This is a genomic window from Bacillus sp. DHT2, from assembly GCF_026241455.1.
Classification (GTDB): domain Bacteria; phylum Bacillota; class Bacilli; order Bacillales; family Bacillaceae_G; genus Bacillus_A; species Bacillus_A pseudomycoides.
Genome location: NZ_JAPHWH010000001.1, coordinates 183,540 through 209,640, shown reverse-complemented (window position 1 = coordinate 209,640; position 26,101 = coordinate 183,540). Strand labels below are relative to the sequence as shown.

Here is a 26,101-nt window from a genome sequence, read left to right as displayed (position 1 = left end):
CACTATTTCTCATATCCTTTCCAATTAGGTAATGGCCATTGTTTGTTTCTAATGAAGAAAATATATCTTTGTGCTTCATATATCTCTTCAGCAATAAATTTTTCCTTATTCTTCATAATTTCATTATAAACGTACTCTTCTCTTTCTGATCTTGATTGTTTCAAATAATTTTCTTGTCCAAGTTCTCTAAATTGTTTAGCATGGTAGGATTCATGAAGGGCACTTAAAAGTGATGCGTCAGTTCTCAAAACCATTTGTTCAGTATAGGGGTCAAAGCCCCTCGCAACATTTCTAGGGAGAATTTTCTCCTTTTTGTCAAGAATAATTTTAATACCGATTTCATTCATGTCTTTCTTAAATTTCTTTAAATCTCGAATACTCATAATTCTTAATCCATCAGCTGTTAGACGAGCTTGACCACCAACAGGCATATCTTCCCACTCTTTAAAATCAAGATTACCCTTAGTAGATTCTTTTAATTCTAAATCCTTCGAACCACTCTTCAAATTCAACCCATCAAAAAACTCCGCCGATTTCTTCTCAAACACTGGCGCATTTTCCACAGATGTTTTCTTTTCTATATTCAGCGAAAGATTGCCTGATTTCTCTCCAGATAACCGGTTTGCATTTTGCGCTTGCCCCTTAGCAAGCGAAGCCTCAATCCCCTGAATCTCATCATTGATTTTCTTACTACTCTCAGTATGACGCGTATTAACCCACTTGGTAACATTTCCTGGGCTCCCTGCCAATGCACCGCTTCCAACTGGTTCAACGCCCTTGAAGAAGGCAAATGCATTATCCACACCCTCGGCCATTTTCCCGCCGAGCCGATACATTTTTTGAACAATATCTATTATTAAGGTCACTAGTTTGAGAAGGTCTAAAATCTACATACTCCAACTGAACAGTTCATTTTTTTATTTTAATCAAGAAAATTATTAATACCTATAAACCTATTCATCAAATTCTAACTCTTCCTTAATACATTTTCCATTTTTATCCTATTATGTTATCTCTAATTTACAAAATAAAACACCTAAATAACTTAAATTGTTTAGATGTCTTTATTACCGCATTTACTTATTTAATATTACTCATCATCTTCATCATAAAATAATTTTTTAGAAATTCAGTAAATGATCCCGCTATATAAAAATATTTTCTCGAGCAGTTTCTTCTATGACATAGTATTATCCTCTTGCTTTATTTAAAATTTCACGCATAACCGGTTCCTTTCCTTGAATATGATATTCCACCATGAACGAATCCCGTTTTATAGGTTTCCCACTATATACTGGTTCAATCCTTCCTGGCACTGTGAATAAAATTGTACGTAAAGATTCAAACGAACTTAAAGATAATAAGATTATGAAAGAGAATCCAGAGGACTAACTCCCGGATTTTTTTGTTAGAAAAATAATATCTAGCTAAAAGTTCTGCTTTCCAAGTATTTTATAGCATCAGAAAAAGGTCATATTTATGCATACCACTCATTATCTGAAAACTGGTCAGCATTTTCATTAGGTTTTACGTTAAATTCATTAATGAACCTTTTTATTTCCGACATAATTATTACTTGGTCTTTTCTGTCTATAATAAAACCTCTATGATTATTCCAACTCTTATCAATCTCCAAGTTTATACTTATCTCTCGCTCACACCAATCCATAAAATCATACATAATCAATGTAAAACAAATGTTTAACTTATCAATTGCCATCCACAGTTTCGCCTTTCCATCCTCTATTTCTTGTATGCGGATTCTTAAATTATTATCCACATACCACCGTGTATTTTGATTTTGTTTTTCCTCAATCATAATCATAACCTCCTGCTACTTATACAAACCCATTAACACATCTATTGCTGGAGTTGATTTTGTGCTGCCGTATATTACATCTTCTCATGAACCATATTTGTCAAAAAGTTGTTTTGGTGTAGGTTCTTTCTCTCTACCATACTTTTATTACATTTAGTCCCTCAAGGTTATTGGAATCAAGATATGATTGTATTCTATCCAAATTTCGCTTTTCAACCTTCTTTCTTGCAATTTCTTCAATCGACATTCCTTCATTTTGAAGTTTAGTAACCTACCTCATTTGTAAGCTGATTGCTTTTTTATTCCAATTTCTTAAGATACTTCAAGTTCTTGCAAAAGCAACTTCCTCTAGATTAATCGATTCAGAATTTATCTATAGGCGACCCTTGTTTATGTGAATATCCATAAACAGCATCAGAGTTAGCCTCAATTTCTTTTGCTATTTTAGGATTACTTAGAGGATCTATTTTACCTGCAACACCACTATCCTCCTTACCTAAACCACCATTTTTTATTCTCTCCACAAGCGAATCCTCAATCCCCTGAATCTCATCATTGATTTTCTTACCGCTCTCTGCATGGCGTGCATTAACCCTACTCGGTAACCTTCCCTGGTGTCCACCACCTTGCTTCTCTATCAATGTACCGCATCCAGCTGACAGTTTCACAAATAATCCAAGGCCAGTTGTTACTTTGATCCTTTTTACAACTTTCTCCTTACTATCATCGTACACTGTACATGGCCATTATAATCTATAAAAACAGCAACAAAGATGTAACACTTAGTGCACTTATAAAATTATAATGTATCTTTTCTATGCTAAAGCGCGAAAAAGCACTCGTCGTCTATTGTAGACAATGAACTGCACCCCAATTGTTAGACACGACTAACAATTGGGGTGCAGTTCATATCAAGCGCTTTAAGTTCGTAAGTTTTATAGCGACAGTATGACACCTATTACATGTTGTAACAAGTAATACATTAATACTTACGACTTTGTACGAGTTCGTTAGTTTAACTTCCATGTCATTGTATTTGTTACCCAGTAAAATGTCGTCTCGTCTAAACTTGTACTCCTCTTTCAATTAAATCATTGCATATAGTAGCCCATGATGGTACAACCATCATGAGTCTCTACTTTTAAACAACTGATTCATTTTTTATCAACTTCAAATAAATTCTCTTCACCTGTATGTTTAAAGAGCTTTATCGTTTTCATACATATATAAGCTTATAAAGTTACTATAACCCCTTGCGCCTACTTAGCATCATGAATAAAATCATTTTATCCAACATTAACTTAATCTCCATCTAACAGTTAAAATATTCTTTTAAAAACACATAAAATGCTGGCCAAGTTTCCTTTAACTCTCCGCTTAAAAGTAGCTCATCTCCACCTTCAAAATTAACCGAGTAAACTTTATCAGTTACACTATCAAGTACTAGTACAGCATTTGCTGACATTTCACTTAAAACTAGATACTTTTTAGGAAATCCATGTTCATTTCGAGCAATAATTGTGTATGATTCAATACTATTCTCTTCATCTACAACATCTAGTAACTCGTAAGGAACGTGTTCTTCCCAAAAAGGTCCTGCATATCGATAATAAAATTCTCTGAATGTATCAGATACTTCTACACCTAGGTTAGTTAATGTCTCCTTCACTTTATTCTTATCTTCACGTTTATAAATATCTTCTTCAAGAGCTTGGTCTAATTCATCAGGCAAAGCATTCATTGTAATTCCCTCCTAAAACTTCATTCCCTCTAGATTTCCAATAATTTATAGAATCTACTTTTTGAGTGCTCTTCTTATTGGCTCATCCATGGGATAAAATGGATTTAACTTCCCTTTATACGGATGTAATGGTGCCCTTTTGGCATTACTAATGTTATGATACCTAGTCGATGTTTCAAATAATGGACCCACTCCCTTTGTTCGAACCATATTCCAATCAATATCTCCTCTTTGATAGACTTTATAACTAAAGCCTTTTCCTTCTTTACCTGCATTATACTCTACACTTAAAAGCTCCTGCTGGCTGCAGCCTTGAATCCAGATTTTCTCTAACTATTTTTACGTTTGTATATGGTCATATCTGTTTTTCTTTCTACATTCAGATACATTATTATTAATCCTCCCAGCTTCTTTGCATAAAAATAGAACCAACGCTTCTTCTATTAGAAACATTGGTTCTATTCTTAGTTATAATATAAATCTATTTCTTCTTTTCATTACATCTTTAATTTAGAGCAAAAGGTGGTTAAATAGCAGAATATTTTAAAACTTTTTTTTAGTTTCATCAACTTAAAACTACTTTTTAATTTTATCTACCACTCTGCTCCTTTTCCCCTACTCACTGCTTAATTACAGTTACGCAGTAGGTTAGGACAGAATTTTGCATTGAAAAATATTATTACCCTTCAAATTTATCCCAAATCACTGTTCCTTTTCCAAGAATAATATTATCAAATGCCTCCAAAGCATTGTCTCCTACCCACCCTGTTGATTTGAATAATCTTCCTGATTCTGATATGTATAAATCTAACCCGAAATCATATAATGAACCTATAGGAATAACTTTATCATCAATAAAATCATCTAAGCCAAAACACGAACTATCTAACACACCTATGACTTCCTTAATACAAGTGGTATGTTCAGATATGTCCTTAGTAACCCCATCTGGCCAAATCCTTTCAACATTGAATTGTAATTCTCCAAACTCCTCCATAAATTTTTTTGCACTTTCAAAAACTTCAAAGTCTCTTTCTTCAAGAAACTTTACATTTTCTAATATGTCTATTTTTCTATCCTCATACCATCCCGCTTTTTTTAATTCTTCTATTGTCTTATTTGATATTTTCATTTTCATTCCTCCTATTAATCAATATTATAGAAATCCAAAAACGTTCTACTACAATTCTTACAAGGTTTAGCAAAGCCACCTGGTAAGTTTTCTGTTCTAAGCACAAAATTATTATAGTGCTCATAAACAAGTTGTTGGAAATGAAGATATTAGCAATATTTAATCATGTTTTCCTTTAACTTCCCATACTCTATGTCTACCTTTTCCATTTAATTCATTTTCCTATACTTGTCTGGCCATTCCCCTTTCTTCTTTTGATTTTTGACATACAAAAAGCTCATTCCTTCTCCTTTTCAAGTTGGAACAAGCCTTTGAAATTTCATCAAATATGTTTATCAGTTTTTTACATTTAATTTATTGATTGCACTGTATAAACTTACTTCTACCCCGTAAATCTTTTATATCGTTAGAAAATATTTATTAGATCAATTTAAACAAAACCCTTGTGAAACGCTCGACTAGCGCATTCTTTAATCAATAGAAAAGTTGTATCTTTCCAAAAACTTATTTAGTAATGTATCTTTATTAGATATAACATTTTCAATTTTTTCATAAGGTGTATCACCGTACTCTTCTATAATTTGTTCATTCAAATCAAGCAAAACTTCTTTAACTCTTTGATGTATACTTTCTCGACATCTTATCACAATTGCATAGTACCAATCTTTTTTATTAAATTTAATCAAAATAAAACTTTTTGGTTCTTTAAGACTCTTTATTAAACGAATAATCTCTGTTTCAGATTCATAATCTTGTATGTGCTCCATCTTATTTTCTCTTGTTAAATCAATGGGAATTCCCATTATCTCGCCTATTTGCTCCACTAGTTCATCAGTATATTCGTTAGGAAATTCATATTCATATTGCACTAAAAAACCTTGTTCCATATATCCTCTCTCCTCAATAAAATTAATCTGTAATGATGCTACCATTTCTCAGCTTATATATATTCCCTAAAGCATCATAAATATTTAAGGTAATATTTTTATAATCTGTACTAAAAGATTTTAATACATTATCGCAACTTAAACATACATCTCTTTCTGTATATAAATGTATTACTCCTTCAGCATCATAATTATCCTTCAGTTTATCACTAATACCTTCTATTATCTTATACTCTGTGTCTTTATCCCTTAAATATCCTTTCTCTAAATCAATTTGATTGTCTGAATTCACCTTAAGCACATCTTTATAGTATCTTCTATCTTCTAATTTTTTCGAAGAAACTCAGCCAGGTACTGACGTTACCTCTCCATTTTTGTTAAGGTTTCCATATTTGCTAAAGGATTTTAATTCTCCTTCAAAATGATTTTTGATATTTACCTCAGCATAAGCAGTATTACCAAGTTTAAATCCTGTCATATCCTCTTTTTGATATTTAGGTGGCAATAAACTTCTAGATGCATCTGCTTTATCCTTCAATCGTCGATAGTTATTTAAAGTTTTATCCAATCCCTCCGTAGGAACTTTCTGCTCACTCTTCAAATTCAACTCATCAAAAAACTCCGCCGATTTCTTTTCCAATACAGGTTCATTTCCCACAGATGCTTTCTTCTCTATATTCAGCGAAAGATTATCGAGTTTCTCCCCAGATAACCGGTTCGCATTTTGCGCTCGCCGCCCTGGGCCAACTTGCTTCCTTATCAATGTACCGTCTTCAGCTGCTTCAACGCCTTTGAGTGTAGCTGTTATATAATCTACATCTCCCGCTATTTTTTGGCCGAGCTGATACATTTTGTTTTTTCTATGTTTTTCTATTTTTAATCTGACCAGCTGGAAATAATCTAATTATTATTTTACCTATATGAATTGTTGATTGAAACTATTTTTACACTAAAACAAAAGAGGCTATCCCATAAGCAAGTGAAACCAACTTATGGAACAGCCCTTTTATTTTGAATACCTATTAATCATGTAATTTGTTTAAAAACTCAGTGAAAGTACTTGCTACATAAAATACATTTTCTCTTGCTACTTCCTCTGCTTCTTCCGCAGTAATCCCTTCACTTTCCATCGGTGCTTCTTTTTCCCATGCATCTTCATGTTCCCAAAAGACAACAATTGGATTGTCTTCATAATTTTTATAATCAAAGCAGATTAAATTTCTAGCTGGATCAATTCCAAATGGTACTAGTTCCTTTGGTAATGTATCTTTATATTCATTGTAAATATTATAAATTCCCGTGTGACTTTCTGAATTATATTTTAATAATGATCCGAAAACACGTTCTTGTCCATTTACATGGAATACTTCTGGTTCCGGATATGCCCCATGATTTATTTTTACACATTCAATATAATCATTCGGAAAAGCCACTCCAATTTTCCGACTAACTTCTACACTATCCTTCTCACTTACTTCATCTCTTTTAAAATCCCATTGTATTTTTGTCATCTAACTCCACCTCCCCAAAGTCTATTTCCACCTAAATGATTTACACTGTGAGTATCATATATTACTAACTGCATTTTTCCAGGTATTTGATGATGACGCCAAGTTAAATCTGATATACGTGGTAATTAGGGATAAAAAAGAGGCTACCCCATGGTTATTAAACCTTCTAGGGAACCCCTTTCAAATTCAAAACTGTCCAAAAAATTATTGAGAGAATCTACACGAACGTATTAGAAGGCCTTCATTTAGAGTAATCATATATTAGGAATAAGCTCAACTTCAATTTCGTATATCCCAAACTTCTTGTCACTATAATAAATACTTCTGTCTATCTTATCCATTTTAGATATTTGTAAAAGTAAATCATTATCTATTATCTTAAAATACTGTCCTAATGGTTTTGTAGATACTTCTTCAAAACAACCTAGTAAAAGATCTTTTACCTTTTCTTTCTTCCTTGTTTCACATCTTACTCCGATATACATCATTTCAAATTGATCGTCAGGAACTAAAAATGTATCAATTACTATGAATTCTTCTGTTTCTTCATTTTTCAAAATATATACTTTACCAGTTCCATAATCACTTGGAGAAAATTCTCCTCCAAAAAAAAGCTTATCTTCTATGAACTCTTCTGTAATTGTAACATTTATTTCCTTAGCCATTTGAATTAAAACTTCATCTTCGATATTACTTCTCTCATAATGAAGAAGGTATTCCGTAAACATATTCTCGATCCCCCATTTCAGATTTAATTATGATATTGTTTATCATAATTAAGGTTAATTTTAATATTTGGATATCTATCCATAAATTGCGAAATTACTCCTCTACAACTAGCACATGGTGATAATTGTGTATATAAATCAATGCTGCCTTTGACATCATAGTTATCACCTAATTTTCCGGCGATATTTTCTAACAATTTAGCTTTTGTATCAAAGAGTGCATCTTGATTGTCTATTTTTGATGTCTCGAAAACTCTTTTATCTTCAGGTTTTAACAGAGCTATATTTTCATTTTCTACAAATTGTTTCACTTCTGCAGGAGATAAACTCCCGCCCTTCCCAATATCATCTAGACTAGAAAACTTACTGAAAGATTTAATCTTCGTGTTTAGGTCTCCTACTTTAACATCTATCATTGAGTAATTACCCCCATTACCTCTTTTTTGCTTTTTTGTTAAAATAGGCTGAATGGTATCTTTAAATTGTTCAATAGAATTCTTAAGCTGAGAATGTACTAAGGGATCATTACCTATTAATTCTTTAATTCTAATCTCTGCAATAGCTTCAGATATATTCTTTGAGTAACCTGTTATGGCGCTAATCTCATTCATTTTCCCTTTAATTTCTAATGAACTGATTTCATTTCCAATTTTAAGGAGTATATGTTCATTATTATTTAAAATGTGTACAACCTCGTCTGAAGAGTAAGCGTCAAATATTCCCCACCTGTCATTTGTAAATAACCCATGAGAAAATCTCCTTACATACTACATGTGGAGGTTTTTTATGGGAAAACACCTATTAGAAAAAGAATGAGAAGCTTATATTCAAGACTATAAAAACAGTGGATTATCAAAAGTTGCTTGGTGTAAAAAACAGAACCTACCGGCTCATCGGCTTTACTATTGGTTGAAAAAATTATCACCTCAAACAGAAAATCAGAATAAGAATGAGCGTGTGGATTGGCTCTCTATGAATGTCCCTGTCATAGAAGAAAAAATACGTGCCACCATTCGAATTCATATGAAAGAAGCAACCATTGAACTGGATGTGCCCTTTACTCCACAGGTACTCCTACAAGTGATGCAGACGGTGAAACAACAATGATATCAGAAGTATCGATTGAAAAAGTATATCTTGCACAAGGAGCAACAGATTTACGTAAATCGATTGATGGATTAGCGGCTATTGTAAAAGAAGAATTTGAGTTAGATCCCTTTTCTTCTTGTTTATTTGTTTTTTGCAATCGCTCACGCGATAAATTAAAAATTCTTGTTTGGGAACATAATGGTTTCTGGTTACACTATCGCAGATTGGAAAAGGGAACGTTCTTACCATATCAAAGCGACAATTGAGATGGCTTCTTGATGGATTTGCTTTTCACCAAAAACAAGGGCATCAAGCTGTACATGCGAGAACCATTTTATAAAAATCATATATGAAAAGGAATTTGGATGATTTTGTCGAATGTGCTTATCTATGAAAACAACACTTTCTCATTCAAATCAACCTACAATTGAATCACTTCAAGCTCAAGTAGAAGAACTCACGGCAAAAGTGAGATGGTATGAAGAATAATTTCGTTTGAGTCAACAAAAACGGTTTGGTACGTCTAGCGAAAAAATACCTAATAATCAACTCGCTTTAGAACTGTTTAATGAGGCTGAGAAAGAAAGTGATTCTGAAACACCCGAACCAGCTGTTGAAACGATTACCTATCGTCGCAAAAAGAAACGTGGTCATAGGGCTGAGTCTGTCCAAAACCTTCCGATTGAAACGGTTGAATATCGTTTACTTGATGAGGAACAGGTTTGTTCGTGCTGTGGTGGTGCTTTGCATGAGATGAGTGTAGAAGTCCGAAAGGAACTGACGATTGTTCCTGCGGAAGTAAAGGTAACAGAACATAAGAGATACGTATACGCTTGTCGTAAATGTGAATTAGACGAGATATCCACACCGATTGTAACGGCCAAGATGCCAGCTCCTGCCTTTCCTAAAAGTATCGCTTCCCCATCGATTATGTCCTATACTATGACACAAAAATATGTAGAAGGGTTGCCTCTTTATCGTCAGGAAAAGCATTTTGAGCGAATGGGGATCTTTTTATCACGACAAACGATGGGAAATTGGTTATTATATGGGGCTGATCGATGGTTAGCGGTTTTGTATGAAAGGATGCATGAACATCTACTTATTCAAACTATTCTTCATGCGGACGAAATAACCTTCCAAGTCTTACGCGAACCCGAGCGGGCCGCAACAACCAAGTCCTATCTATGGTTATATCGTACAGGACGAGAGGATACCTCTATTGTTCTCTATGACTATCAGCCCACAAGAGCAGGAGAACATCCGAAGCGTTTTTTAACTGGTTTTCAAGGGTATTTACAAGTAGATGGATATAGTGGTTATCATCAAGTACCGGATGTCACTCTTGTGGGATGTTGGGCGCATGCCAGACGGAAGTTTGATGAAGCCTTAAAGGCTTTACCTGATTCACAGAAGGGGAAAAAAGTGAAGGCGAGCGAAGGTTTGCACTTCTGTAATCAACTCTATTCGATCGAAAGGAAGCTCAAACATGTCAACCCTACCGAGCGATATGAGCAGCGTCTTAAGCAAAGCAGGCCCATTCTGGACCTTTTTTCGGTATGGCTTCATGAACAGAAAGATCGTGTTTTACCAAAAAGCGCTCTAGGAAAAGCTATCACTTATTGTTTGAATCAATGGAATCATCTTGAAGCTTTTTTATTAGACGGTCGTTTAGAAATCGATAATAACAAAAGTGAACGCTCTATTAAACCATTTGTGATCGGAAGAAAAAATTGGATGTTCTCAAATACACCGAGAGGTGCTAGAGGAAGTGCCATCATGTATAGTGTGGTTGAAACCGCAAAAGAGAACAATTTAAGTCCCTATCATTATCTTCTATATTTGTTTGAAACGCTCCCAAATATCGATTTAAACAATAAAGAGGAAATTGATAAAGTCTTACCGTGGTCAATGGATTTACCATCTAGTTGCAAAGTACCGAAAAAAGTGAAGAAAACAAAAAGTAACTCTAAAATCAACCTTTGTTGTATATTTTGGAGTTACTTGACGTTTACAAAGATGATTAAGTGGCAAGGTATTTTAAAACTAGTTTTCAGTTCCATCAACTTAAAATCACTTTTTAATTTTTTTCTATTACTCTTCCACCTACTCACTGCTTAATTACAATTATGCAGTAGGTTAGGACATAATTTTTCATTAGAAAATTATTATTATCCTTCAAATTTATCCCAAATCAATGTTCCTTTTTCACGAAAAATATTATCCAATGCTTCTAAAGCATTCTCTCCTGCCCAACCTGTTGATTCAAATATTCTTCCTGATTCCGATATGTATAAATTTAGCCCGAAATCATATAGTGAACCTATAGGAATAACTTTATCATCAATAAAATCATCTAAGCCAAAACACGAACTATCTAACACACCTATGACTTCCTTAATACAAGTGGTATGTTCAGATATTGTCTTAGACCCATTTGAACGAATCTTTTCAACATTGATTCGTAATTCTCCAAACTCCTCCATAAATTTTTTTGCACTTTCAAAAACTTCAAAGCCTCTTTCTTCAAGAAACTTTACATTTTCTGATATGTCTATTTTTCTCCCCTCGTACCATCCCGCTTTTTTTAATTCTTCTATTGTCTTATTTGATATTTTCATTTTCATTCCCCCTAGTAATCAATGTTATAGAATCCAGAAAACGTTCTACTACAATTATCACAAGGTTCAGCAAAGCCACCTTGTAGGTTTTCCGTTCTAATCATAAAATTATCATAATGGTCGTAAACACATTGTTGGAAATGAAGATATCATTCATAGTGATTTTGTCTTTGACGCGCTCTGTCGTTTGGACATAGGAACAGCAATTGTTTCTTTCATGCCGATGATATTTCGAGTTTTATATTTATCAATCGTTAAATCTCATATGAAGGGAGCATACTCCCTATATTTGGATTTATTATATGATTTCTATGCCAATTTTTTATCTGTTAGCATCCTGAAATTGGAGTTATAATCTAATAACCTTTAACTAGTCATTTTTTATTCATATTCTTAAAAACTCTTTTATGAAACTGTCCATATTTATAGCATATGTTAACTACTAAAAAAACAATGAATCAGCCTACTTAAATTTCAGCTGATTCATTTAATCTTTTCACTGCATTATTACAATTATGAATTCATCTATATATAGTATTCTCCTAGTTTTTATACCATTTATTAATTCTGTTAGTTTATGCATCTAGGTACTACTTAATTTTGCAGTAAAAAACTATTTGTAAAATAGAATTTCTCTTTCTTAGATATTAGAATAATATTGCTTTAAATTATTTATGCCCTTAATAAAATTTATAATAGAATTTTCATCTGCCATTAAATTACTTAAATAAAGTAAAAAATCAAATTCATCTTCATCATCTCCGAAGGTTAAAACGAATGGGCTTATATATGGTTTGTATATAATATTACAGACAAGGACTTCCTTTATTTTCATTCTGAAATTACGCTTACCATCATCTAATATTTCATTTGTGCAATTTATTTCATCTGGCTTAGTTTCATACCTTTTATCATTATATTGGAAATATAATTTGCCATCGTCAATATATAGCCCTAATAGCTCACCATCTTCACTAAATCCACCTTCTCCATTTTCTATATCATTTATACTATTTGCATCAACTAGTGAATATCCTTCTGGTGTTATATTAATATATGTGTTCTTTTTAGAATAATTATCTAAAAATATCATAACTAACTCCTCCTAATGAATTAACCCTAATAGTGTATTTATTACATCATCTTTTTTCATGGATTTTTTAATAATACTACTCCAAATTTCGTCGTCATTTATATATGTGCCTTCTTTAATTAATTTCTTCTTAGTTTTATTAAATAACCATTGTGAATCTGGACCTATTGGATTATCATATTTTTCCATATTCCTCGCTTCTAATCCTGCTCTTTCTTCTGCTGTCATGTCTGCTCTAGCTGTAACTTTCTGTTGATTACGTGCATCAACAACATGTTTTGCTATGTCTTCTTTAGAAAATCCTTCCGAAGTCATTCTTTTAATATCAATTTCTAATTGTTTAGATGCTTCAAGATAATCCTTCCTAACATTTTGCATTCCTTTTACCCAATCAACATCAGTAAAATCATATTCTGGTTTATTGTATACAGTACCTTCATTTGGTAAATACCCATATGCTCCATTATCATCAGGGTGTATCTGATTAAGTACATCTGGCTTTACTTCTTCTAAGGGTATTCCTTCACCAGTTTTATCTACTCCAGCTTTTCTTATCCCCTCTTCAGGAACTTTCTCCCCAGATAACCGGTTCGCATTTTGCGCTTGCAAATGTTCAACATAGTAGCCTTCTTTAAATTTAAGATTATCCGTACCCTTGGCAAGCGAAGCCTCAATCCCCTTAATCTTACCATCCATAAACTTAGTACTCTCTGCATGGCGTGCATTAACCCACTCGGTAACTTTCCCTGGACCAACTTGCTTCCCTATCAATGTACCATCTTCAGTAAATTCAACGCCTTTGAGTGTAACTGTTACATAATCTACACCCCCGGCTATTTTTTTGCCAAGCTGATACAGTTTTTATTTTTCAGATTTTTCTACTTTTAGGCTTTCTGGTCTCACACGGTCAAGCGTAATATTTTTGCTATCTCGTAATGAGAGCACTACATTTAGGTTGAAACTAATTTCTCCATCTCACAATTTTGCTAGTACTCTAAGATTATTTGTTGCTTTGACACTTTTTACAATGTTTCTCTACTATCGTCTTACACTGTATATAGCCATTAAAATCTATAAAACAGCATTAAAATTTAACACTTCATGCATTTATAAAAATATAATGTATCTTTTCTATGCTAAAGCGCAAAGAAGCACTCGTCGTCTATTGTAGACAATCAAGTGCTTTAAGTTCATTTATATTCTTATGGTCATATGGACGCAATTTCATGAAGTTCTTACTTCTCACAATAGATTTCAAAGAGGAAGTGTCCGTATGATAACACTTGTATCAAGTCGTTTCATGCCATTCTAAAAAAAGAATTACACTGCACACAATATGTCATGTTTAAGCAAACAACTCTAGCATTATTGCAATACATTGAGAGATTTTATAACTGTAAGCGAATCTATATTTACACCCGTTATAAAACTCCTCAAGCAATAAAAAATTGGGTTAAAGAAATCGCTTAGATTTAACTTTTTTGTGTCCACGCTATTGACTCCAATTCACACATACCTTAATAATACATCTTATTTTATATTTTTTTATCAAAATCTATACTAACAATTAACCCCTTTTACTCATTGCCTCAACAAATTTACTAATTGTTTCATTATCCTTTAACAAACTACTAATATATAACAAAACATCAAATTCCTCTTCGTCAATATCATAATACATCATTCCTGGGTCAACAACTGGTTCATATTGAATTTCACATACCTTTTGATTCGAACTTAATATAATAAATAATCTATCAGTTTTAGTAATGTATTTATTACTACAATTGATATTATTTTTATTAAGCTCATATGATTTTGTATTTATTACAAAAAATAATTTTTTATTATAAACATATAAACCATATAATATATTATTATCCGTTATCCCTCCAACTCCATTTATAATACTATTAATATTCTCTATTTTGTACTCGTTGTCATGCAATACTATTTTTGAATCTATATCAAAATAATTCCTTAAAATAATCACACTATATACCCTCCTTTAATGCTTTAATCCTAACAAAGTATTCAATACATCATCTTTTTTCATAGAACCATTTATAACTGCATCCCATACTTCATCATCAGTAGGATTCAATTTCAAATCTTCCAACTTAGCCTTCTTAGATTTAAATAACCATGTTGCATCCGGACCTACCTTATTTCCATACATTTTCATATTCCTTGCTTCAATAGGTGCTAAATCTTCTGGGTTCATTTTTGCTCTTGACAATATTTTATCTTGATTTCTCATTTCGACCACTTTATTGGCTATTTCTTGTTTACTGGCTCCATTTACAACCATTAAATCAATTTCTCCTTGTATCTTCCGTGATTGTTCTAGGTATTCTTTTCTAATAATATGATTATTTTTAGTTGCCTCTATATCTGTAAAATCATACTTTGAATATGTTGTACCTTCATTAGGTGAATAACCATATGCTGCCTTTTTATCAACATGAATTTCTTTAAGTACCTTTTCACTTACTTCTTCTATAGGAATCCCTTCACCAGTAACACCTATTCCAGTTTTTCTTATCCTCTCCGCAAGCGAAGCCTCAATCCCCTGAATCTTACCATCCATAAACTTAGTACTCTCTGCATGGCGCGTATTAACCCACTCGGTAACCTTCCCTGGGCCAGCTTGCTTCCCTATCAATGTACCGTCTTCAGCTGCTTCAACGCCTTTGAGTGTAGCTGTTACATAATCTACACCCCCGGCTATTGTTTGGCCAAGTTGATACATTTTTTCTTTTTCAGATTTTTCTACTTTTAGGCTTTCTAGTCTCACGCGGTCAAGCGTAATATTTTTTCCATCTTGCAATGATTGTACTATATTTGAATGAAAAAAATTCCCCTCATTCACTTTTTGTGAATAAATCCAAGATTAGTTGTTAATTTAATCCCTTTTATATTTTTCTCTATGACCGTCATACACTGTACATAGCCGTTACAAACTATAAAAATTGCTATAAAATTTTAGCCCTTCATGCTTTTATAAAATTATAATGAACCTCTTAATTTCTATACTAAAACAAAAAAAGCACTTGTTGCCTTTACTAGACAATCAAATGCTTTAAGTTTATATGTTTTTAAGTAGGATTAAATTTGTACTGTCTTTTGATTATATGGTTACACATAGTACCCTATAATGAGTCTTTACTTTTAAATAGCATACTTTTTTGTCCGCTTCAAAAGTAAATCCTTTTTATCTGTGTATATTTAACTTTAACAACAAAAGTTTTGTCGTTCTCATGTGTAAATATATACCGAGCAGTAAGTGTTATTTTTATTTTTTGTCACAGGTTTACTCATCTTCATGAGTTTTGATTCAGATATCAGGGTATTTTAACTATAAAATTTTTTAAGTAAAAAACCTTGAAAAGCATTTAGCCAATCAAAGTATGTAAAACTTTAATTTTCTTTAATCTGATATTTCCCTTTTATTTGTTCTAATAAATTTTTAACTTCAACTTTTTTATCAGGGTATTTCTTAATATAGAAGTCACAAGCCACTCCTAAATAGTCACAAAGTTCTTCATGGTTGACAATATCCTCTTGTGTTTCATCTAATCCGTAGTAATAATAAAATAATACTTTATCCTCTCCAAAGTATTCATCATCGTCAGGATCAAATTCATCAGAATACACAACACCTAATGTATCTCTTCTTACAACATTTTCAACTAAAAATCCTTGTAAAATTTCTATGAAGTTATAATCTAGAGTTAATTCTACTAAAACATTTATTACATTTTGCTTTTTTAAATTTTTATTAGTGTAAGTATCTCTAAATAATTTTCGTTCTGATTTAAAGTTTTCGTTCATACGTATCCATCCTTTATTTATCAAATTAAATAACTGGATAAAAGTTACTAATTTCGCCTGTTTCTTTGTTTCTAAACCCTTCAAACTTAAGTCCGTTACTGGATGTTCCCCATATTTTATCTTGATATCCTAATCTATTTGTTTTTTCAGAAGACCATCTTCCATAGCTTCTTTACCAAGTTTGATAATTTGTTCATTTGAAATCACACTAGGATCATATACGGTCTTGCGTAAGGGGTCTTTTCCTTCCTTCGGTACAAATTTAAATTCCCCGGTCCCTTGACCTCTATAATCTTTTATCTCAATTTTCAATCTATACTCTATATCATATATACCTTTAATATCTGAGTGCTCAACTCTCTTGACTTCTTCCAATTTATATTGGTCACTGTTATCAAAGTATTTTTTAAATTGATCATAGTTATGTCCACCACTTACACCGTGACGGTTTGTACACTTTTCTACTTCTCCAGTTAAATGTTCAACATAGTAGCCTTCTTTAAATTTAAGATTATCCGTACCCTTAGCAAGCGAAGCCTCAATCCCCTGAATCTTACCATCCATAAACTTAGTACTCTCTGCATGGCGTGCATTAACCCACTCGGTAACTTTCCCTGGACCAACTTGCTTCCCTATCAATGTACCGTCTCCAGCTGCTTCAACGCCTTTGAGTGTAGCTGTTACATAATCTACACCCCCAGCCATTTTTCCGCCAAGCTGATACAGTTTTTATTTTTCTGTTTTTAATCTTGCTAGTCACATGCGGTCAGGCGAAATATTTTTGTTGTCTCACAATGATTATACTATATTTGGATTAAAACTAGTTTCTCCACCTCACCTTTTCGCTAATAATCCAAAGTTTGTTATTACTTTGGCACCTTTTACAATTTCCCTCTACTATCTTCGTATACTGTACATAGCCATTACAAACTATAAAAATTTAATACTTTGTGCACTTATAAAATTATAGTTCTCTTTTTTAAATTTCACGTTAAAACACAAAAAGCACTCGTTGCCTTTAATTGACAATCAAGTGCTTTAAGTTCATCTATTTTTAAGTAGCATATATTTGTAAATTTTGTAGTAACAGCATGACACCTTTTATATGTCGTGACAACTACTATGTTAAAACTTACTAGTTTGTACGAGTTCGTTAGTTTAATATGCATTCCATGTGTTTATATTCATCGCCCAGTAAAATGTCATCTCGCCTAAGCTCGTACTTCGTTTTCCATTCTTTCATTGCACGTAATACATCGGTGTACTTCTATAATGAAATTAGATTATTTAATCAGTAAAACAAATTTCCATATAGAGTTTACATAATAGTAATACCTCTTAAACTTCCAATTCAACTTTTAAATTATTTATCAATTCAGCAAGTGAATTAGCAAGAAATTCGTTTTCTTCTGTTTCAAAATTCTCTATCAATATCTGTCCTGTTTCATTGTCAAAGATAATAGCCATATCTTCTGGAGAGACAAATCCTATTTGTATATATCTAAGTTCTCTTCCATTTTTCTCTTCATATTGTTTCATTACTTGAAAAAATTCTAATATAGATTTACCTGGTTCTACAGGTTCGAGATTAACTAATCTTGAGCCGTAAAAGCCTTGTAAGCTTAAGAACCAATACGAATTAAAGTATTCTTTCATTGCATGGTGAATATTCATACCCAGTTTTTTTTCAATTTCTGTAAAATTATCTAAATCAATTTTTTCAATAGGTTTCCAATATACATATTCTTCTTCATCTGGATTACTTAAATACAATAGAGGATCAATCTCTTCATCCCACGGTACTTTAGGATATGTACCATATTTTGTACCCCATACATTTATAAGTTCTTTATAATAATGTTCTAATGCTTTTTTTATTTCCATGTTATACCTCCAACAAAATTACTTAATAAATACTTGAAGACGTTCAGCATTTCCCTGATCTTTCCCCCATATACCTATTTGTTTCTCTATATTATGGATTCCTCCACTCCCCGGATGCAACGGTTGTGGAATAGCCATCGCTTGTCCGCCACCACCAATATGATGATGCACTAAAGGTTTTCCTTTTAATCCCACAATATCATACTGAGGGAAATGCCTCCTAAAGACTGCATCATTTACAATAGCCCATCCATTATTAAGATTTTTGATGTTTGCATCGCTAAAATACTCAGGATGTAATTTATATAGTTCATTAAAATAATACTTGTTATCTCTAAGCCAGCCTTCTGAATTTGTACTTTGCTTCCCTTTACCTATATAAGGCATGTCCACAACAAGTTTTTCATCTGCTACTATTTTAGTAACAAATGTTCCTTTTCTAGTAATTATTTCATACTCTTTATTTAAAACGCTGTCATTGATATCACGGTATACTCTCACTGGATGGTTTGTATTACCCGTACCCTTAGCTCCACTAACTCCTGAACTACCATTCCCTATCCTCTCCGCAAGCGAAACCTCAATCCCCTGTATCTCATCATTAATTTTCTTACTGCTCTCTGCATGGCGTGCATTAACCCACTCAGTAACCTTCCCTGGGCCAGCTTGCTTCCCTATCAATGTACCGTCTTCAGCTGCTTCAACGCCTTTGAGTGTAGCTGTTACATAATCTACACCCCCAGCCATTTTTCCGCCAAGCTGATACATTTTTTCATTTCCGTATTTTTCTGCTTTTAGGCCTGCTAGTCTCATGCGGTCAAGCGTAATATTTTTTCCGTCTTGCAATGATTGTACCATATTTTTCCCTGCATTTGGCTTGAAACTCGTTACTTCCCCTTGCAATTTCCCAAATGATCCAAGGGTTTTAAATCCTTTTACAATTCCTCCGACACCACCCGTGAAGACATCAAGGCCACCCGAAACATATCTTTCTACTTTTTCTCCTTGACTTAATTTCCGGTGTGTTCCCCAGTCTTCTCCGTCATGGGCACTTTTTACTTGGAGCCCGCCAAATACCAGTGATGCTGCAACCCCTAATGGTGGACAAATGAACATTGCTCCGACTGTTAGAACTCCTAATCCAAAGTCACGCCATGCCTCTAGTTGTTTTTGCTCATCCTCTATTGATCTGTATTCAAACCCTCGCGTCGAAGGAACACGTTTTCTGTATTCTTCATATTCAAGCTTCATGTTTGGATCTTTTCTTTTCCATTCTTCATATTCAGCATGAAGAACTTTATCAAATGCACGTGAGTCTTTGAAAATATCATCCACCGTTATTTTAGGTTTTGTTGTTGTGATCGTTTGCGGTGTGTTACCGTAACTATATGAACCTGGTACTGTAGTTGTTGTTGTAGAGCCAATTCGGTTTGTAGTTTCAAAGTTTTTAATTGATAAATCTCTCATTTTTTGTGCAAATTGATCCATTGTTACTAAAAATGGTTTATCAATATGATCATAAACGACTCCTCCTGCGTCATCACAATATTTTTGTAGAGTCGTATATGCAACATGTAATTCCGCAATTGTTTCAGTCTGATCTTTATGATGAAAATAAATACTTCCATCTGAATCAAGATCATGTATTCTTTCCTGTACATCTTTTAAAAGACCATTCGCTTGATGTAATTTTACGAATGTATCTTTTGTGATTTGGTTCAAGCCATCTTTCATATCTACCCAATCTTTCGGCTTATAACTAACATCCATTTTTCTTCCATCCCCCATTCCCGTATCAGCCGTAGTTATTCTTGAGGTTGTAATTTATTATGTAATTCTTCATCTTGTGTTTTCATTTCTTGGCGAACAACCTCTACAATGGATGCCGCTCGGTTATAATGGTCTGCTAGTTCCAATATTTTATTTAATATTTTCGGATACACGTCTATAACTCGCATCGCTTCTCCTTCAAGATAGAATTGACACTTCTCTAGATTTTTCGCATTTGTCGCTATAGCACCTGAATAAATGTTATATATGCTTTGAAGACGTCTTATAATGTCTTCTATCTCATCATAATTCAATACAATTTCTGAACTGCTACTTGCTCCGCCATCTTCCATTGGTATTTGCATTAATTTCGTCCTCCTAACGAGAATTGTCGTGGATCACTTATTTTCTTATACGGCATTTTTAAAACATCATATAATTTCTTATTCACCGCATACAGACTAGCCCATTCATAACGCTTACGTTCTACTTCTATTTGAATAAAGTCTTCCCCCTCTGTAAAGTACAAGAAGCATTCCCATTTCCCTCTATCTTCTGCTCTTCGGCTTCGCGGGCGAGACACTGTTTCGATAGCTAGTAAATCCTTTTCAGATAAATCCATTTCTTCAAAAGTTTGCTGCTCTTTTTCTGTCATCTTCTTTGTAAAGAAGGTATCTTCAATTTCTCTTGGTTCTCGCATTAAAAATGGAATCCGTTCTAGTAATGAAAAATAGACATCTCGCTTCGCTATGTAATGAATTTCATATTCTTCATTTTGTTTTCGTTCTGTTAAGACAGCTACTCTGTCTTTATCTTGTGGCAAAAATCCAATTAATAGATTATTAATTCGCGTATACTCTTGGCTTTCTTGATATGCCCTCAGTAATTCAATCAGCTGAAAAGCCGCTGGTGTCAGCCCATTATTCTCTGTAATAAGCCCTTTCTCTTTCAATTCCGCTGTTGCTTTCGTTATGCAATCTTCATCGGTTAAAGCAAGAATTTCACGCTCTTGTAAGCCAAATATGTACGTGACTCCAGCTGCACCAGCTAATGTGTACAGTTCAGCAGGTGTAAAGCTCCACACTTCTCTTCCCATCTGTTTTATCCTCCTCTCTATTTCAATCTTTTTATATTTTCTACTTCATCCCTATTTGTAAAGGAATGAATGTTCTTATCAAGCTCCTTAAGCGCCTTCGTCTGTCCTTCAAGTGCATCTGCGACTTCAGAATTGTACTGGATGAGCAATTCTAAATAACATAAAAAGGCATCTCGTGTTTTCCCATTCCAACGAGAACCGGTTACATGTGATTTTAGTTCATTTGCTTGCTGGAGTGATTCTTTTACTCCCTTTTCAATCTGCTCTGCATAAGAAATGGCACTCGATATTTCATTTCCATGAATCTCAATTTCTTGACGATGCATTCCCATTCCCCTTTTCCTTCAATACTTTATACAATTTTCTACTCCACTATCTCTAAGAGTTTTTTAACCTATTTTTTTCTGCTTCTATAGCTGCTGCAGCTGTTTGTTCTTCTGAAATTGCTTGTGCCTTATATTCCTCCCATTTTTGATATGCCCTGCTTTTAGCAGACCTTACATTACCTAGGGCTTCGCGAAAATAACTGATTGTCTTGGAGTATTCTTGATCCTTTTGAGGACGTTTTACTTCAAATTCACGAGCTGGAATTTTATCAGATGATAATCCACCATTTTTCGCATCATACCTTTTCTTTGCTGATTCAATCTCTTCAATCAATTTTTCTAATTCTTTTTCCTTACTTTTTAAGTAATCATGCAATTTATCATATTGATCACGCTTCCGTTTACTTTCTGTATACCCGAAAAACTCTAAAAACGAATCCACCAAACTTCCCGACATCATGATCCCCCTTATTTACCTTGATAAGATAATATATTTTTCAATATATTTCGTATAGAATTTCTTGCGATTATATTCTGATTTATTAATATATAATGAATCTTTTTTTATATCAATATTTTACCAAAAAATGATAGTCATTTCACTATCTATTAAGATAGAACACTTCATCATGCCCACTTTGTAAATAGCAAGTAATTTTATAAAGCTATACAACCCAGAAACTTCCATCAGTAGAATACTTACTGCCAGCGAATAGCAGGTTAAAAATGCGTCTTGTTGAAGAATCTCTTAATTCGAGTTATGGTTATTCTACTCTTTTGAAAAAATACGGTATTCCTTCATTTGAACTGGTTAGTCAATGGATGAAACTGTCTGAAAGGTTTAGTGCTAGAAAATTAAACTACTCCCCTGCTTACTCTGTTCGATTTATTCTAAATATTATAAACTATAATGAGTTAGAGCAAGTAAGTAAGACAGTGTAATGTAAAAAAATGATATAGGAGAAAGATGATGACAATGCAGTTAGTGAAACCAACACACCAGCATAGCAAACAAATCATGGCTTATCGGCAAGCATTCCTAGATGCAAGAGAACAACCGCATGGTAGTTGTTCCTTACAACAATTTGATTCCTTTGACGAATGGCTTGAAAAAGTCACAATCCAAGAAAAGGGAGAAAATTTACCACTAAATCGAGTTCCATCTACTCAGTTTTTGAGCATTGAAAAGGGGAAATTAATCGGTTTCATCAATATCCGCCATCGATTAACACCAGAATTACTGATGGAGAGCGGACATATCGGTTATAGCGTGCACCCGGGCGAACGTCGAAAGGGTTACGCCACTGGGCAACTTCAGCTTTCCTTATTTGAAGCGAAAAAATTAGGATTGGAGAAAGTGTTGATAACTTGTGACAAAGCAAATATCGCCTCTGCCAAAACCATTCAAAAAGTTGGAGGTATCTTAGAAGATGAAGTAATTTCCCAGAATACTGGCGAAATTGTTCAGCGTTACTGGATCAAACTATGATTCCATAAACCCCCAAGAGTCATACTTGAAATCGTATCGAAACTGGATTAAAACGAAAAGAAAAATCGGAGTGAGGAATCACTCCGATTAAAGTCTAACTTTTGAGGTTCAGTACAAAGAACCTCTCCTTATTTCAACTTTCCTTCAAAAACAATTTTTCTTCCGCACGGTTCTACAACTGTTTGTCCATCTTTCTTCACTTCATGAAAGATCGGCTCTTCCATGCGGCGCGAAGGTGCATATCCTTCACGTTCCATACGTGCTAAACAATCTGTAATGCTTTCGTTCTCTTGTACTTCAAATTTTTTCTTATTAGGTTGTTTTGTCATGCCCTAACCTACTTTCTATTTTTCTTGATGCGAATTGACTTTTCATATATGTGATATATAGAAGTGCAATAATTGCCATTATTATCATAACTGCTATAAAAAAGCTTGTATACTGTATTTTTTCTATAAATACGCCTCCTAATACAGGTCCCATAATACTTCCTATACTAAAGGCAATTCCGGATAATATATTCCCTGCTGGCAGTAAGTGTCTTGGTAATAAATCCGTCATAAAGCCAAGTCCTAATGAGAAACATGAACCGATTACCATTCCAGCTAAGAGCATGCACCCAAATACAATCCAATAATACCCGTCAAACACCGCAGCAAGTAAGAAAACTACTGTACTGATGCTGAATGTCCACGTTAAAATGCGATCTCTTCCATATTTATCACTTAATATACCAAGTGGAATTTGTGTAATAATTCCCCCGATTGCAAATGCGGGTAATAAGAAGGATACATCAGAAACAGACCAACCTTTTCGAAGTGCATATACTGGCAAATTACTATTCAGCATTGCTTCTAACGCACCGTATGCCAAAGGTCCCATAAGTGCAATCCACGCAAGTACAAATACTTGCTTATAACGAGAAAGCGATGATTCATTTTCTTTCCCTGTTTCATCTTGAGCTGGAAAAGCATTTTTAGTTGGAAGTAATAGCAACCACCCTATTAAGCAAAGAATCGTCGATACAATAAATGGAGTTGCAAGTCCATATTGAACAGTACTCGCTAAGTATGGTCCTACTGCAAAACCGATACCAAAAAACACTCCATATATAGATACTTGTCTTCCAATTTTACTTGGATCAGATGTCGTTGTAATCCACGTTTGCGTTCCAACATGTAACATATGATCCCCTATTCCTACTAGAAAGCGAAGTAAAAACCATATCCAGAATGAAAATGTTTGTGTAAAAAAGAATAATGAAATGATAACGAGAAATCCACCGATTACGATAATTGGCTTCATTCCAAACCGTTGCATCGGTTTTTCAAGCCATGGCGAAATAAATAATATTCCAATATATAACGCAGTTGCATGGATTCCATTAATACTGGAACGAATTCCTTCTTGTTCAAAAATCATTGCGATAGCTGGTAGAAGCATCCCTTGCGATAATCCAGAAATCGCAACAATCCCCACCATAATCCAAAATGTAAATCGTATTGACATCCTGTTCCCTCTCCCTTTTCAAGCTCACCAATTTTCATTATAAAGTGAAACTTTAATCAGTGGGGGGTTTTTTTCATCCCCACTGATTATTAGCCCTCATCAATCGGATTTTTACGGACAGCCCGTCCCCCACCTAACTTCTTTGCTCTTGCTGAATTTTGAGGTGGGGGTCTTACTGCCCGCAAATAGCGGGATAAACTTTTTTCAAGAATGATTGTGTGAATATCAACATAAAAAAGAAGTTAAAAGATTACTCTTCTAACTTCTTAGCCATCCCAAATTTGTGCTTTTACAATATGATTAAAATGTTTAAAAAACGGACTTCCATATAAGATAGGACCATAAAAGAAATTATACATAGCAACACTTGGTATAAGCTGTACTTGCGATTGTGGAGCAAAAGGTTGCTCATAAACTTGTATATACATAGGATGGACAAATACTTTTGTATATGCATGACTACTATATGGTGAGTGAAATATAAGAGAAGGTTCATGTATTCTTTCTGTAAAAACATTCATTGCAAATTCCCCTTTAGATACAAATATTATAGTATATGTAACATTGGGGTCTTTGGGAATGTACTATTTCTCTAACCAATTTGTAACATGCTGCGTAAATTCATCTAAACAGTCAACAAACGGCGAATGCCCACAATCCTCTAATATGACTAGCTCAGCATCCGGGAGATGTTTTGCTAATTCTTCTCCTACCACTTGCGGTATAACGTAATCGCGATTTCCTTGTACGACAAGAGTTGGAACTTGCAGACGGTGGATATATCCATTTCCAGGAACGACTCCATTATGTTCATCTGAAATATTAAATGTAATTAAAGCATAGTTTACATCAACAAAATTACGCTGCGTTAACATATCATCTAAATATTTTTCATAGCGCTCTGGATCTGGTTTGTTATGTGTATAAATGAGTAAGTCCCAAACCGTTCGATAATAAAGCTTGTTCATATTTTTAATGGCATCTAGTACAGGAGCAATTTGAACAGGATCTTGCGCAATTTCTTCTTTTGTTTTTAATAACGTGGATACGATAGGCTGACCATTAATATCCTTTTTAAAGATTGGATATCCTTTCATTCCGACTGATTCTACCAAAATAAGTTTCTCTACAAGCTCCGTATGGCAAGCCGTAAACTCCATTGCGACGCCACCACCCATTGACCAGCCCATCAGTGAAAACTTCTTCAATTGTAGCTCGTCTATAAATAACTTTACATCATCTGCAAAATCTTGCAATGAATCTATTGGCTTATTGTATGTTGATTTCCCAAAGCCTCTTAAATCAATGGCATAAATATGATATTCATCTTGTAATTTCTCAATGACTAAATCCCAATGCTGTGAAGATGTCATATTCCCGTGAATGAGTATAAGTATTTCTTTATTTCGCCTTCCAACTTCTTGGTATGCGATTGTTTCTCCATTTGATAACGAAACAAATTCCATTGTTGCAGGCTTAATCATCACACATTCCCCCATCCAACTATAATAGAAAGAAAATTGTAAACTTATTTTCAGAATACCATATAGAATGTATGTTCTCAATACGAAA

The 26,101-nt window shown here is 33.7% G+C and carries 33 protein-coding genes and 1 pseudogene; 4 read left to right on the top strand and 30 right to left on the bottom strand.

From position 1 onward, the window contains the following. Nucleotides 1-2: 2 nt before the first annotated feature. The 13 genes from ORL93_RS01190 to ORL93_RS01130 all read right to left on the bottom strand — a co-directional run bounded on the left by ORL93_RS01190 (nucleotide 3) and on the right by ORL93_RS01130 (nucleotide 8,429). Complete coding sequence (locus tag ORL93_RS01190) at nucleotides 3-866, bottom strand: zincin-like metallopeptidase toxin domain-containing protein (RefSeq protein ID WP_050774410.1); 864 nt, start codon at nucleotides 864-866, stop codon at nucleotides 3-5. A gap of 611 nt (nucleotides 867-1,477) precedes the next feature. Next, nucleotides 1,478-1,819 carry a hypothetical protein gene (locus ORL93_RS01185; protein WP_018781703.1) on the bottom strand — a complete coding sequence of 114 codons (342 nt, stop codon included), beginning with the start codon at nucleotides 1,817-1,819 and terminating at the stop codon, nucleotides 1,478-1,480. Nucleotides 1,820-2,181: 362 nt separating this feature from the next. Further along, a complete protein-coding gene (locus ORL93_RS01180) occupies nucleotides 2,182-2,553 on the bottom strand; it encodes a hypothetical protein (RefSeq protein ID WP_003209528.1) in 372 nt (123 codons plus the stop codon). Nucleotides 2,554-3,131: 578 nt separating this feature from the next. After that, nucleotides 3,132-3,560: an SMI1/KNR4 family protein gene (locus ORL93_RS01175; protein WP_006095340.1), complete on the bottom strand. Its 429-nt coding sequence runs from the start codon at nucleotides 3,558-3,560 to the stop codon at nucleotides 3,132-3,134. A 54-nt stretch (nucleotides 3,561-3,614) separates the two neighbouring features. Beyond that, the gene (locus ORL93_RS01170; RefSeq protein ID WP_018781706.1) at nucleotides 3,615-3,770 is read right to left on the bottom strand and encodes a hypothetical protein; all 156 of its coding nucleotides are present in this window, start codon (nucleotides 3,768-3,770) and stop codon (nucleotides 3,615-3,617) included. 469 nt (nucleotides 3,771-4,239) lie between these two features. Continuing rightward, a complete protein-coding gene (locus tag ORL93_RS01165) occupies nucleotides 4,240-4,692 on the bottom strand; it encodes an SUKH-3 domain-containing protein (protein WP_097795659.1) in 453 nt (150 codons plus the stop codon). 470 nt (nucleotides 4,693-5,162) lie between these two features. Next, the gene (locus tag ORL93_RS01160; protein WP_003209525.1) at nucleotides 5,163-5,579 is read right to left on the bottom strand and encodes a hypothetical protein; all 417 of its coding nucleotides are present in this window, start codon (nucleotides 5,577-5,579) and stop codon (nucleotides 5,163-5,165) included. A gap of 22 nt (nucleotides 5,580-5,601) precedes the next feature. Further along, nucleotides 5,602-5,871, bottom strand: a complete 270-nt coding sequence (locus ORL93_RS01155) for a deaminase domain-containing protein (RefSeq protein ID WP_003209524.1) — start codon at nucleotides 5,869-5,871, stop codon at nucleotides 5,602-5,604. A gap of 51 nt (nucleotides 5,872-5,922) precedes the next feature. Further along, nucleotides 5,923-6,429 carry a hypothetical protein gene (locus ORL93_RS01150; protein WP_003209523.1) on the bottom strand — a complete coding sequence of 169 codons (507 nt, stop codon included), beginning with the start codon at nucleotides 6,427-6,429 and terminating at the stop codon, nucleotides 5,923-5,925. A 172-nt stretch (nucleotides 6,430-6,601) separates the two neighbouring features. Then, nucleotides 6,602-7,090: an SMI1/KNR4 family protein gene (locus tag ORL93_RS01145; RefSeq protein ID WP_097795657.1), complete on the bottom strand. Its 489-nt coding sequence runs from the start codon at nucleotides 7,088-7,090 to the stop codon at nucleotides 6,602-6,604. Continuing rightward, nucleotides 7,087-7,206, bottom strand: coding sequence for an HNH endonuclease (locus tag ORL93_RS01140; protein ID WP_113745401.1), 120 nt, complete (start codon nucleotides 7,204-7,206; stop codon nucleotides 7,087-7,089). The genes ORL93_RS01145 and ORL93_RS01140 overlap by 4 nt, the downstream gene beginning before the upstream one ends. A gap of 138 nt (nucleotides 7,207-7,344) precedes the next feature. Further along, entirely contained in the window at nucleotides 7,345-7,818 is a 474-nt protein-coding gene (locus ORL93_RS01135; protein WP_003209520.1) for a hypothetical protein, read from the bottom strand. A 23-nt stretch (nucleotides 7,819-7,841) separates the two neighbouring features. Then, complete coding sequence (locus ORL93_RS01130; RefSeq protein WP_003209517.1) at nucleotides 7,842-8,429, bottom strand: deaminase domain-containing protein; 588 nt, start codon at nucleotides 8,427-8,429, stop codon at nucleotides 7,842-7,844. Between the two features lie 214 nt (nucleotides 8,430-8,643). On the opposite strand from ORL93_RS01130, the gene tnpA reads away from it, so the two are divergent. The 3 genes and pseudogenes from tnpA to tnpC form a co-directional block, all read left to right on the top strand. Beyond that, a complete protein-coding gene (gene tnpA / locus ORL93_RS01125) occupies nucleotides 8,644-8,925 on the top strand; it encodes an IS66 family insertion sequence element accessory protein TnpA (RefSeq protein ID WP_412676681.1) in 282 nt (93 codons plus the stop codon). Continuing rightward, nucleotides 8,922-9,173: an IS66 family insertion sequence element accessory protein TnpB gene (gene tnpB / locus ORL93_RS01120; protein WP_003209515.1), complete on the top strand. Its 252-nt coding sequence runs from the start codon at nucleotides 8,922-8,924 to the stop codon at nucleotides 9,171-9,173. The genes tnpA and tnpB overlap by 4 nt, the downstream gene beginning before the upstream one ends. A 112-nt stretch (nucleotides 9,174-9,285) precedes the next feature. Then, nucleotides 9,286-10,845 (top strand): annotated as a pseudogene (tnpC, locus tag ORL93_RS01115) (IS66 family transposase); the annotation flags it as partial. A 233-nt stretch (nucleotides 10,846-11,078) separates the two neighbouring features. On the opposite strand, the gene ORL93_RS01110 reads toward tnpC, so the two are convergent. The 13 genes from ORL93_RS01110 to ORL93_RS01050 form a co-directional block, all read right to left on the bottom strand. Next, nucleotides 11,079-11,528 (bottom strand): SUKH-3 domain-containing protein, encoded by a 450-nt coding sequence (locus tag ORL93_RS01110; protein ID WP_098059841.1) that lies wholly within the window; start codon nucleotides 11,526-11,528, stop codon nucleotides 11,079-11,081. Nucleotides 11,529-12,168: 640 nt separating this feature from the next. Beyond that, nucleotides 12,169-12,621 carry a hypothetical protein gene (locus ORL93_RS01105; protein WP_003209509.1) on the bottom strand — a complete coding sequence of 151 codons (453 nt, stop codon included), beginning with the start codon at nucleotides 12,619-12,621 and terminating at the stop codon, nucleotides 12,169-12,171. Between the two features lie 12 nt (nucleotides 12,622-12,633). Then, the gene (locus ORL93_RS01100) at nucleotides 12,634-13,392 is read right to left on the bottom strand and encodes a hypothetical protein (protein WP_097795667.1); all 759 of its coding nucleotides are present in this window, start codon (nucleotides 13,390-13,392) and stop codon (nucleotides 12,634-12,636) included. Between the two features lie 796 nt (nucleotides 13,393-14,188). After that, complete coding sequence (locus ORL93_RS01095) at nucleotides 14,189-14,614, bottom strand: hypothetical protein (protein WP_003209504.1); 426 nt, start codon at nucleotides 14,612-14,614, stop codon at nucleotides 14,189-14,191. A 15-nt stretch (nucleotides 14,615-14,629) separates the two neighbouring features. Further along, entirely contained in the window at nucleotides 14,630-15,451 is an 822-nt protein-coding gene (locus tag ORL93_RS01090) for a hypothetical protein (protein WP_257130479.1), read from the bottom strand. Between the two features lie 590 nt (nucleotides 15,452-16,041). Continuing rightward, nucleotides 16,042-16,455, bottom strand: coding sequence for a ribonuclease toxin immunity protein CdiI (cdiI, locus tag ORL93_RS01085; protein ID WP_018781744.1), 414 nt, complete (start codon nucleotides 16,453-16,455; stop codon nucleotides 16,042-16,044). A 129-nt stretch (nucleotides 16,456-16,584) separates the two neighbouring features. After that, a complete protein-coding gene (locus ORL93_RS01080) occupies nucleotides 16,585-17,160 on the bottom strand; it encodes a CdiA family toxin C-terminal domain-containing protein (protein WP_265958459.1) in 576 nt (191 codons plus the stop codon). A gap of 633 nt (nucleotides 17,161-17,793) precedes the next feature. Next, nucleotides 17,794-18,339 (bottom strand): SecY-interacting protein Syd, encoded by a 546-nt coding sequence (locus ORL93_RS01075; protein ID WP_018781746.1) that lies wholly within the window; start codon nucleotides 18,337-18,339, stop codon nucleotides 17,794-17,796. A gap of 18 nt (nucleotides 18,340-18,357) precedes the next feature. Next, the gene (locus tag ORL93_RS01070; protein WP_018781747.1) at nucleotides 18,358-20,109 is read right to left on the bottom strand and encodes a hypothetical protein; all 1,752 of its coding nucleotides are present in this window, start codon (nucleotides 20,107-20,109) and stop codon (nucleotides 18,358-18,360) included. Nucleotides 20,110-20,144: 35 nt separating this feature from the next. Next, nucleotides 20,145-20,474, bottom strand: coding sequence for a hypothetical protein (locus ORL93_RS01065; RefSeq protein WP_006095325.1), 330 nt, complete (start codon nucleotides 20,472-20,474; stop codon nucleotides 20,145-20,147). Beyond that, on the bottom strand, nucleotides 20,474-21,205 hold the full coding sequence (locus ORL93_RS01060; protein ID WP_018781748.1) for a DUF5081 family protein: 732 nt from the start codon (nucleotides 21,203-21,205) through the stop codon (nucleotides 20,474-20,476). Before ORL93_RS01060 ends, ORL93_RS01065 begins: the two co-directional genes overlap by 1 nt. A 17-nt stretch (nucleotides 21,206-21,222) precedes the next feature. Continuing rightward, nucleotides 21,223-21,531 (bottom strand): WXG100 family type VII secretion target, encoded by a 309-nt coding sequence (locus tag ORL93_RS01055; protein WP_018766320.1) that lies wholly within the window; start codon nucleotides 21,529-21,531, stop codon nucleotides 21,223-21,225. A gap of 52 nt (nucleotides 21,532-21,583) precedes the next feature. Then, nucleotides 21,584-21,988 (bottom strand): hypothetical protein, encoded by a 405-nt coding sequence (locus ORL93_RS01050; RefSeq protein WP_018781749.1) that lies wholly within the window; start codon nucleotides 21,986-21,988, stop codon nucleotides 21,584-21,586. A 519-nt stretch (nucleotides 21,989-22,507) separates the two neighbouring features. Here ORL93_RS01050 and ORL93_RS01045 point away from each other — a divergent pair. Then, nucleotides 22,508-23,020 carry a GNAT family N-acetyltransferase gene (locus ORL93_RS01045; RefSeq protein WP_029427251.1) on the top strand — a complete coding sequence of 171 codons (513 nt, stop codon included), beginning with the start codon at nucleotides 22,508-22,510 and terminating at the stop codon, nucleotides 23,018-23,020. 128 nt (nucleotides 23,021-23,148) lie between these two features. Here the strand turns inward: ORL93_RS01045 and ORL93_RS01040 are convergent, their stop codons facing one another. The 4 genes from ORL93_RS01040 to phaZ all read right to left on the bottom strand — a co-directional run bounded on the left by ORL93_RS01040 (nucleotide 23,149) and on the right by phaZ (nucleotide 26,028). Further along, nucleotides 23,149-23,349, bottom strand: a complete 201-nt coding sequence (locus ORL93_RS01040; RefSeq protein WP_018766317.1) for an NETI motif-containing protein — start codon at nucleotides 23,347-23,349, stop codon at nucleotides 23,149-23,151. Further along, complete coding sequence (locus ORL93_RS01035; RefSeq protein WP_018781751.1) at nucleotides 23,333-24,529, bottom strand: MFS transporter; 1,197 nt, start codon at nucleotides 24,527-24,529, stop codon at nucleotides 23,333-23,335. The genes ORL93_RS01040 and ORL93_RS01035 overlap by 17 nt, the downstream gene beginning before the upstream one ends. A 266-nt stretch (nucleotides 24,530-24,795) precedes the next feature. Next, entirely contained in the window at nucleotides 24,796-25,050 is a 255-nt protein-coding gene (locus ORL93_RS01030; protein WP_050774409.1) for a hypothetical protein, read from the bottom strand. Nucleotides 25,051-25,113: 63 nt separating this feature from the next. Continuing rightward, nucleotides 25,114-26,028 (bottom strand): intracellular short-chain-length polyhydroxyalkanoate depolymerase, encoded by a 915-nt coding sequence (gene phaZ / locus ORL93_RS01025; RefSeq protein WP_265958458.1) that lies wholly within the window; start codon nucleotides 26,026-26,028, stop codon nucleotides 25,114-25,116. Nucleotides 26,029-26,101 lie beyond the last annotated feature (73 nt).

What these genes read in the sequence shown, in the direction of transcription:
- ORL93_RS01185 (WP_018781703.1), bottom strand. Translation starts at nt 1,819, where the DNA reads ATGATTGAGGAAAAACAAAATCAAAATACACGGTGGTATGTGGATAAT.
- ORL93_RS01175 (WP_006095340.1), bottom strand. Translation starts at nt 3,560, where the DNA reads ATGAATGCTTTGCCTGATGAATTAGACCAAGCTCTTGAAGAAGATATT.
- ORL93_RS01170 (WP_018781706.1), bottom strand. Translation starts at nt 3,770, where the DNA reads ATGGTTCGAACAAAGGGAGTGGGTCCATTATTTGAAACATCGACTAGG.
- ORL93_RS01165 (WP_097795659.1), bottom strand. Translation starts at nt 4,692, where the DNA reads ATGAAAATATCAAATAAGACAATAGAAGAATTAAAAAAAGCGGGATGG.
- ORL93_RS01160 (WP_003209525.1), bottom strand. Translation starts at nt 5,579, where the DNA reads ATGGAACAAGGTTTTTTAGTGCAATATGAATATGAATTTCCTAACGAA.
- ORL93_RS01150 (WP_003209523.1), bottom strand. Translation starts at nt 6,429, where the DNA reads ATGTATCAGCTCGGCCAAAAAATAGCGGGAGATGTAGATTATATAACA.
- ORL93_RS01145 (WP_097795657.1), bottom strand. Translation starts at nt 7,090, where the DNA reads ATGACAAAAATACAATGGGATTTTAAAAGAGATGAAGTAAGTGAGAAG.
- ORL93_RS01135 (WP_003209520.1), bottom strand. Translation starts at nt 7,818, where the DNA reads ATGTTTACGGAATACCTTCTTCATTATGAGAGAAGTAATATCGAAGAT.
- ORL93_RS01130 (WP_003209517.1), bottom strand. Translation starts at nt 8,429, where the DNA reads ATGAATGAGATTAGCGCCATAACAGGTTACTCAAAGAATATATCTGAA.
- tnpB (WP_003209515.1), top strand. Translation starts at nt 8,922, where the DNA reads ATGATATCAGAAGTATCGATTGAAAAAGTATATCTTGCACAAGGAGCA.
- ORL93_RS01110 (WP_098059841.1), bottom strand. Translation starts at nt 11,528, where the DNA reads ATGAAAATATCAAATAAGACAATAGAAGAATTAAAAAAAGCGGGATGG.
- ORL93_RS01105 (WP_003209509.1), bottom strand. Translation starts at nt 12,621, where the DNA reads ATGATATTTTTAGATAATTATTCTAAAAAGAACACATATATTAATATA.
- cdiI (WP_018781744.1), bottom strand. Translation starts at nt 16,455, where the DNA reads ATGAACGAAAACTTTAAATCAGAACGAAAATTATTTAGAGATACTTAC.
- ORL93_RS01080 (WP_265958459.1), bottom strand. Translation starts at nt 17,160, where the DNA reads ATGGCTGGGGGTGTAGATTATGTAACAGCTACACTCAAAGGCGTTGAA.
- ORL93_RS01075 (WP_018781746.1), bottom strand. Translation starts at nt 18,339, where the DNA reads ATGGAAATAAAAAAAGCATTAGAACATTATTATAAAGAACTTATAAAT.
- ORL93_RS01070 (WP_018781747.1), bottom strand. Translation starts at nt 20,109, where the DNA reads ATGGATGTTAGTTATAAGCCGAAAGATTGGGTAGATATGAAAGATGGC.
- ORL93_RS01065 (WP_006095325.1), bottom strand. Translation starts at nt 20,474, where the DNA reads ATGCAAATACCAATGGAAGATGGCGGAGCAAGTAGCAGTTCAGAAATT.
- ORL93_RS01060 (WP_018781748.1), bottom strand. Translation starts at nt 21,205, where the DNA reads ATGGGAAGAGAAGTGTGGAGCTTTACACCTGCTGAACTGTACACATTA.
- ORL93_RS01055 (WP_018766320.1), bottom strand. Translation starts at nt 21,531, where the DNA reads ATGCATCGTCAAGAAATTGAGATTCATGGAAATGAAATATCGAGTGCC.
- ORL93_RS01050 (WP_018781749.1), bottom strand. Translation starts at nt 21,988, where the DNA reads ATGTCGGGAAGTTTGGTGGATTCGTTTTTAGAGTTTTTCGGGTATACA.
- ORL93_RS01045 (WP_029427251.1), top strand. Translation starts at nt 22,508, where the DNA reads ATGCAGTTAGTGAAACCAACACACCAGCATAGCAAACAAATCATGGCT.
- ORL93_RS01040 (WP_018766317.1), bottom strand. Translation starts at nt 23,349, where the DNA reads ATGACAAAACAACCTAATAAGAAAAAATTTGAAGTACAAGAGAACGAA.
- ORL93_RS01035 (WP_018781751.1), bottom strand. Translation starts at nt 24,529, where the DNA reads ATGTCAATACGATTTACATTTTGGATTATGGTGGGGATTGTTGCGATT.
- ORL93_RS01030 (WP_050774409.1), bottom strand. Translation starts at nt 25,050, where the DNA reads ATGAATGTTTTTACAGAAAGAATACATGAACCTTCTCTTATATTTCAC.
- phaZ (WP_265958458.1), bottom strand. Translation starts at nt 26,028, where the DNA reads ATGGGGGAATGTGTGATGATTAAGCCTGCAACAATGGAATTTGTTTCG.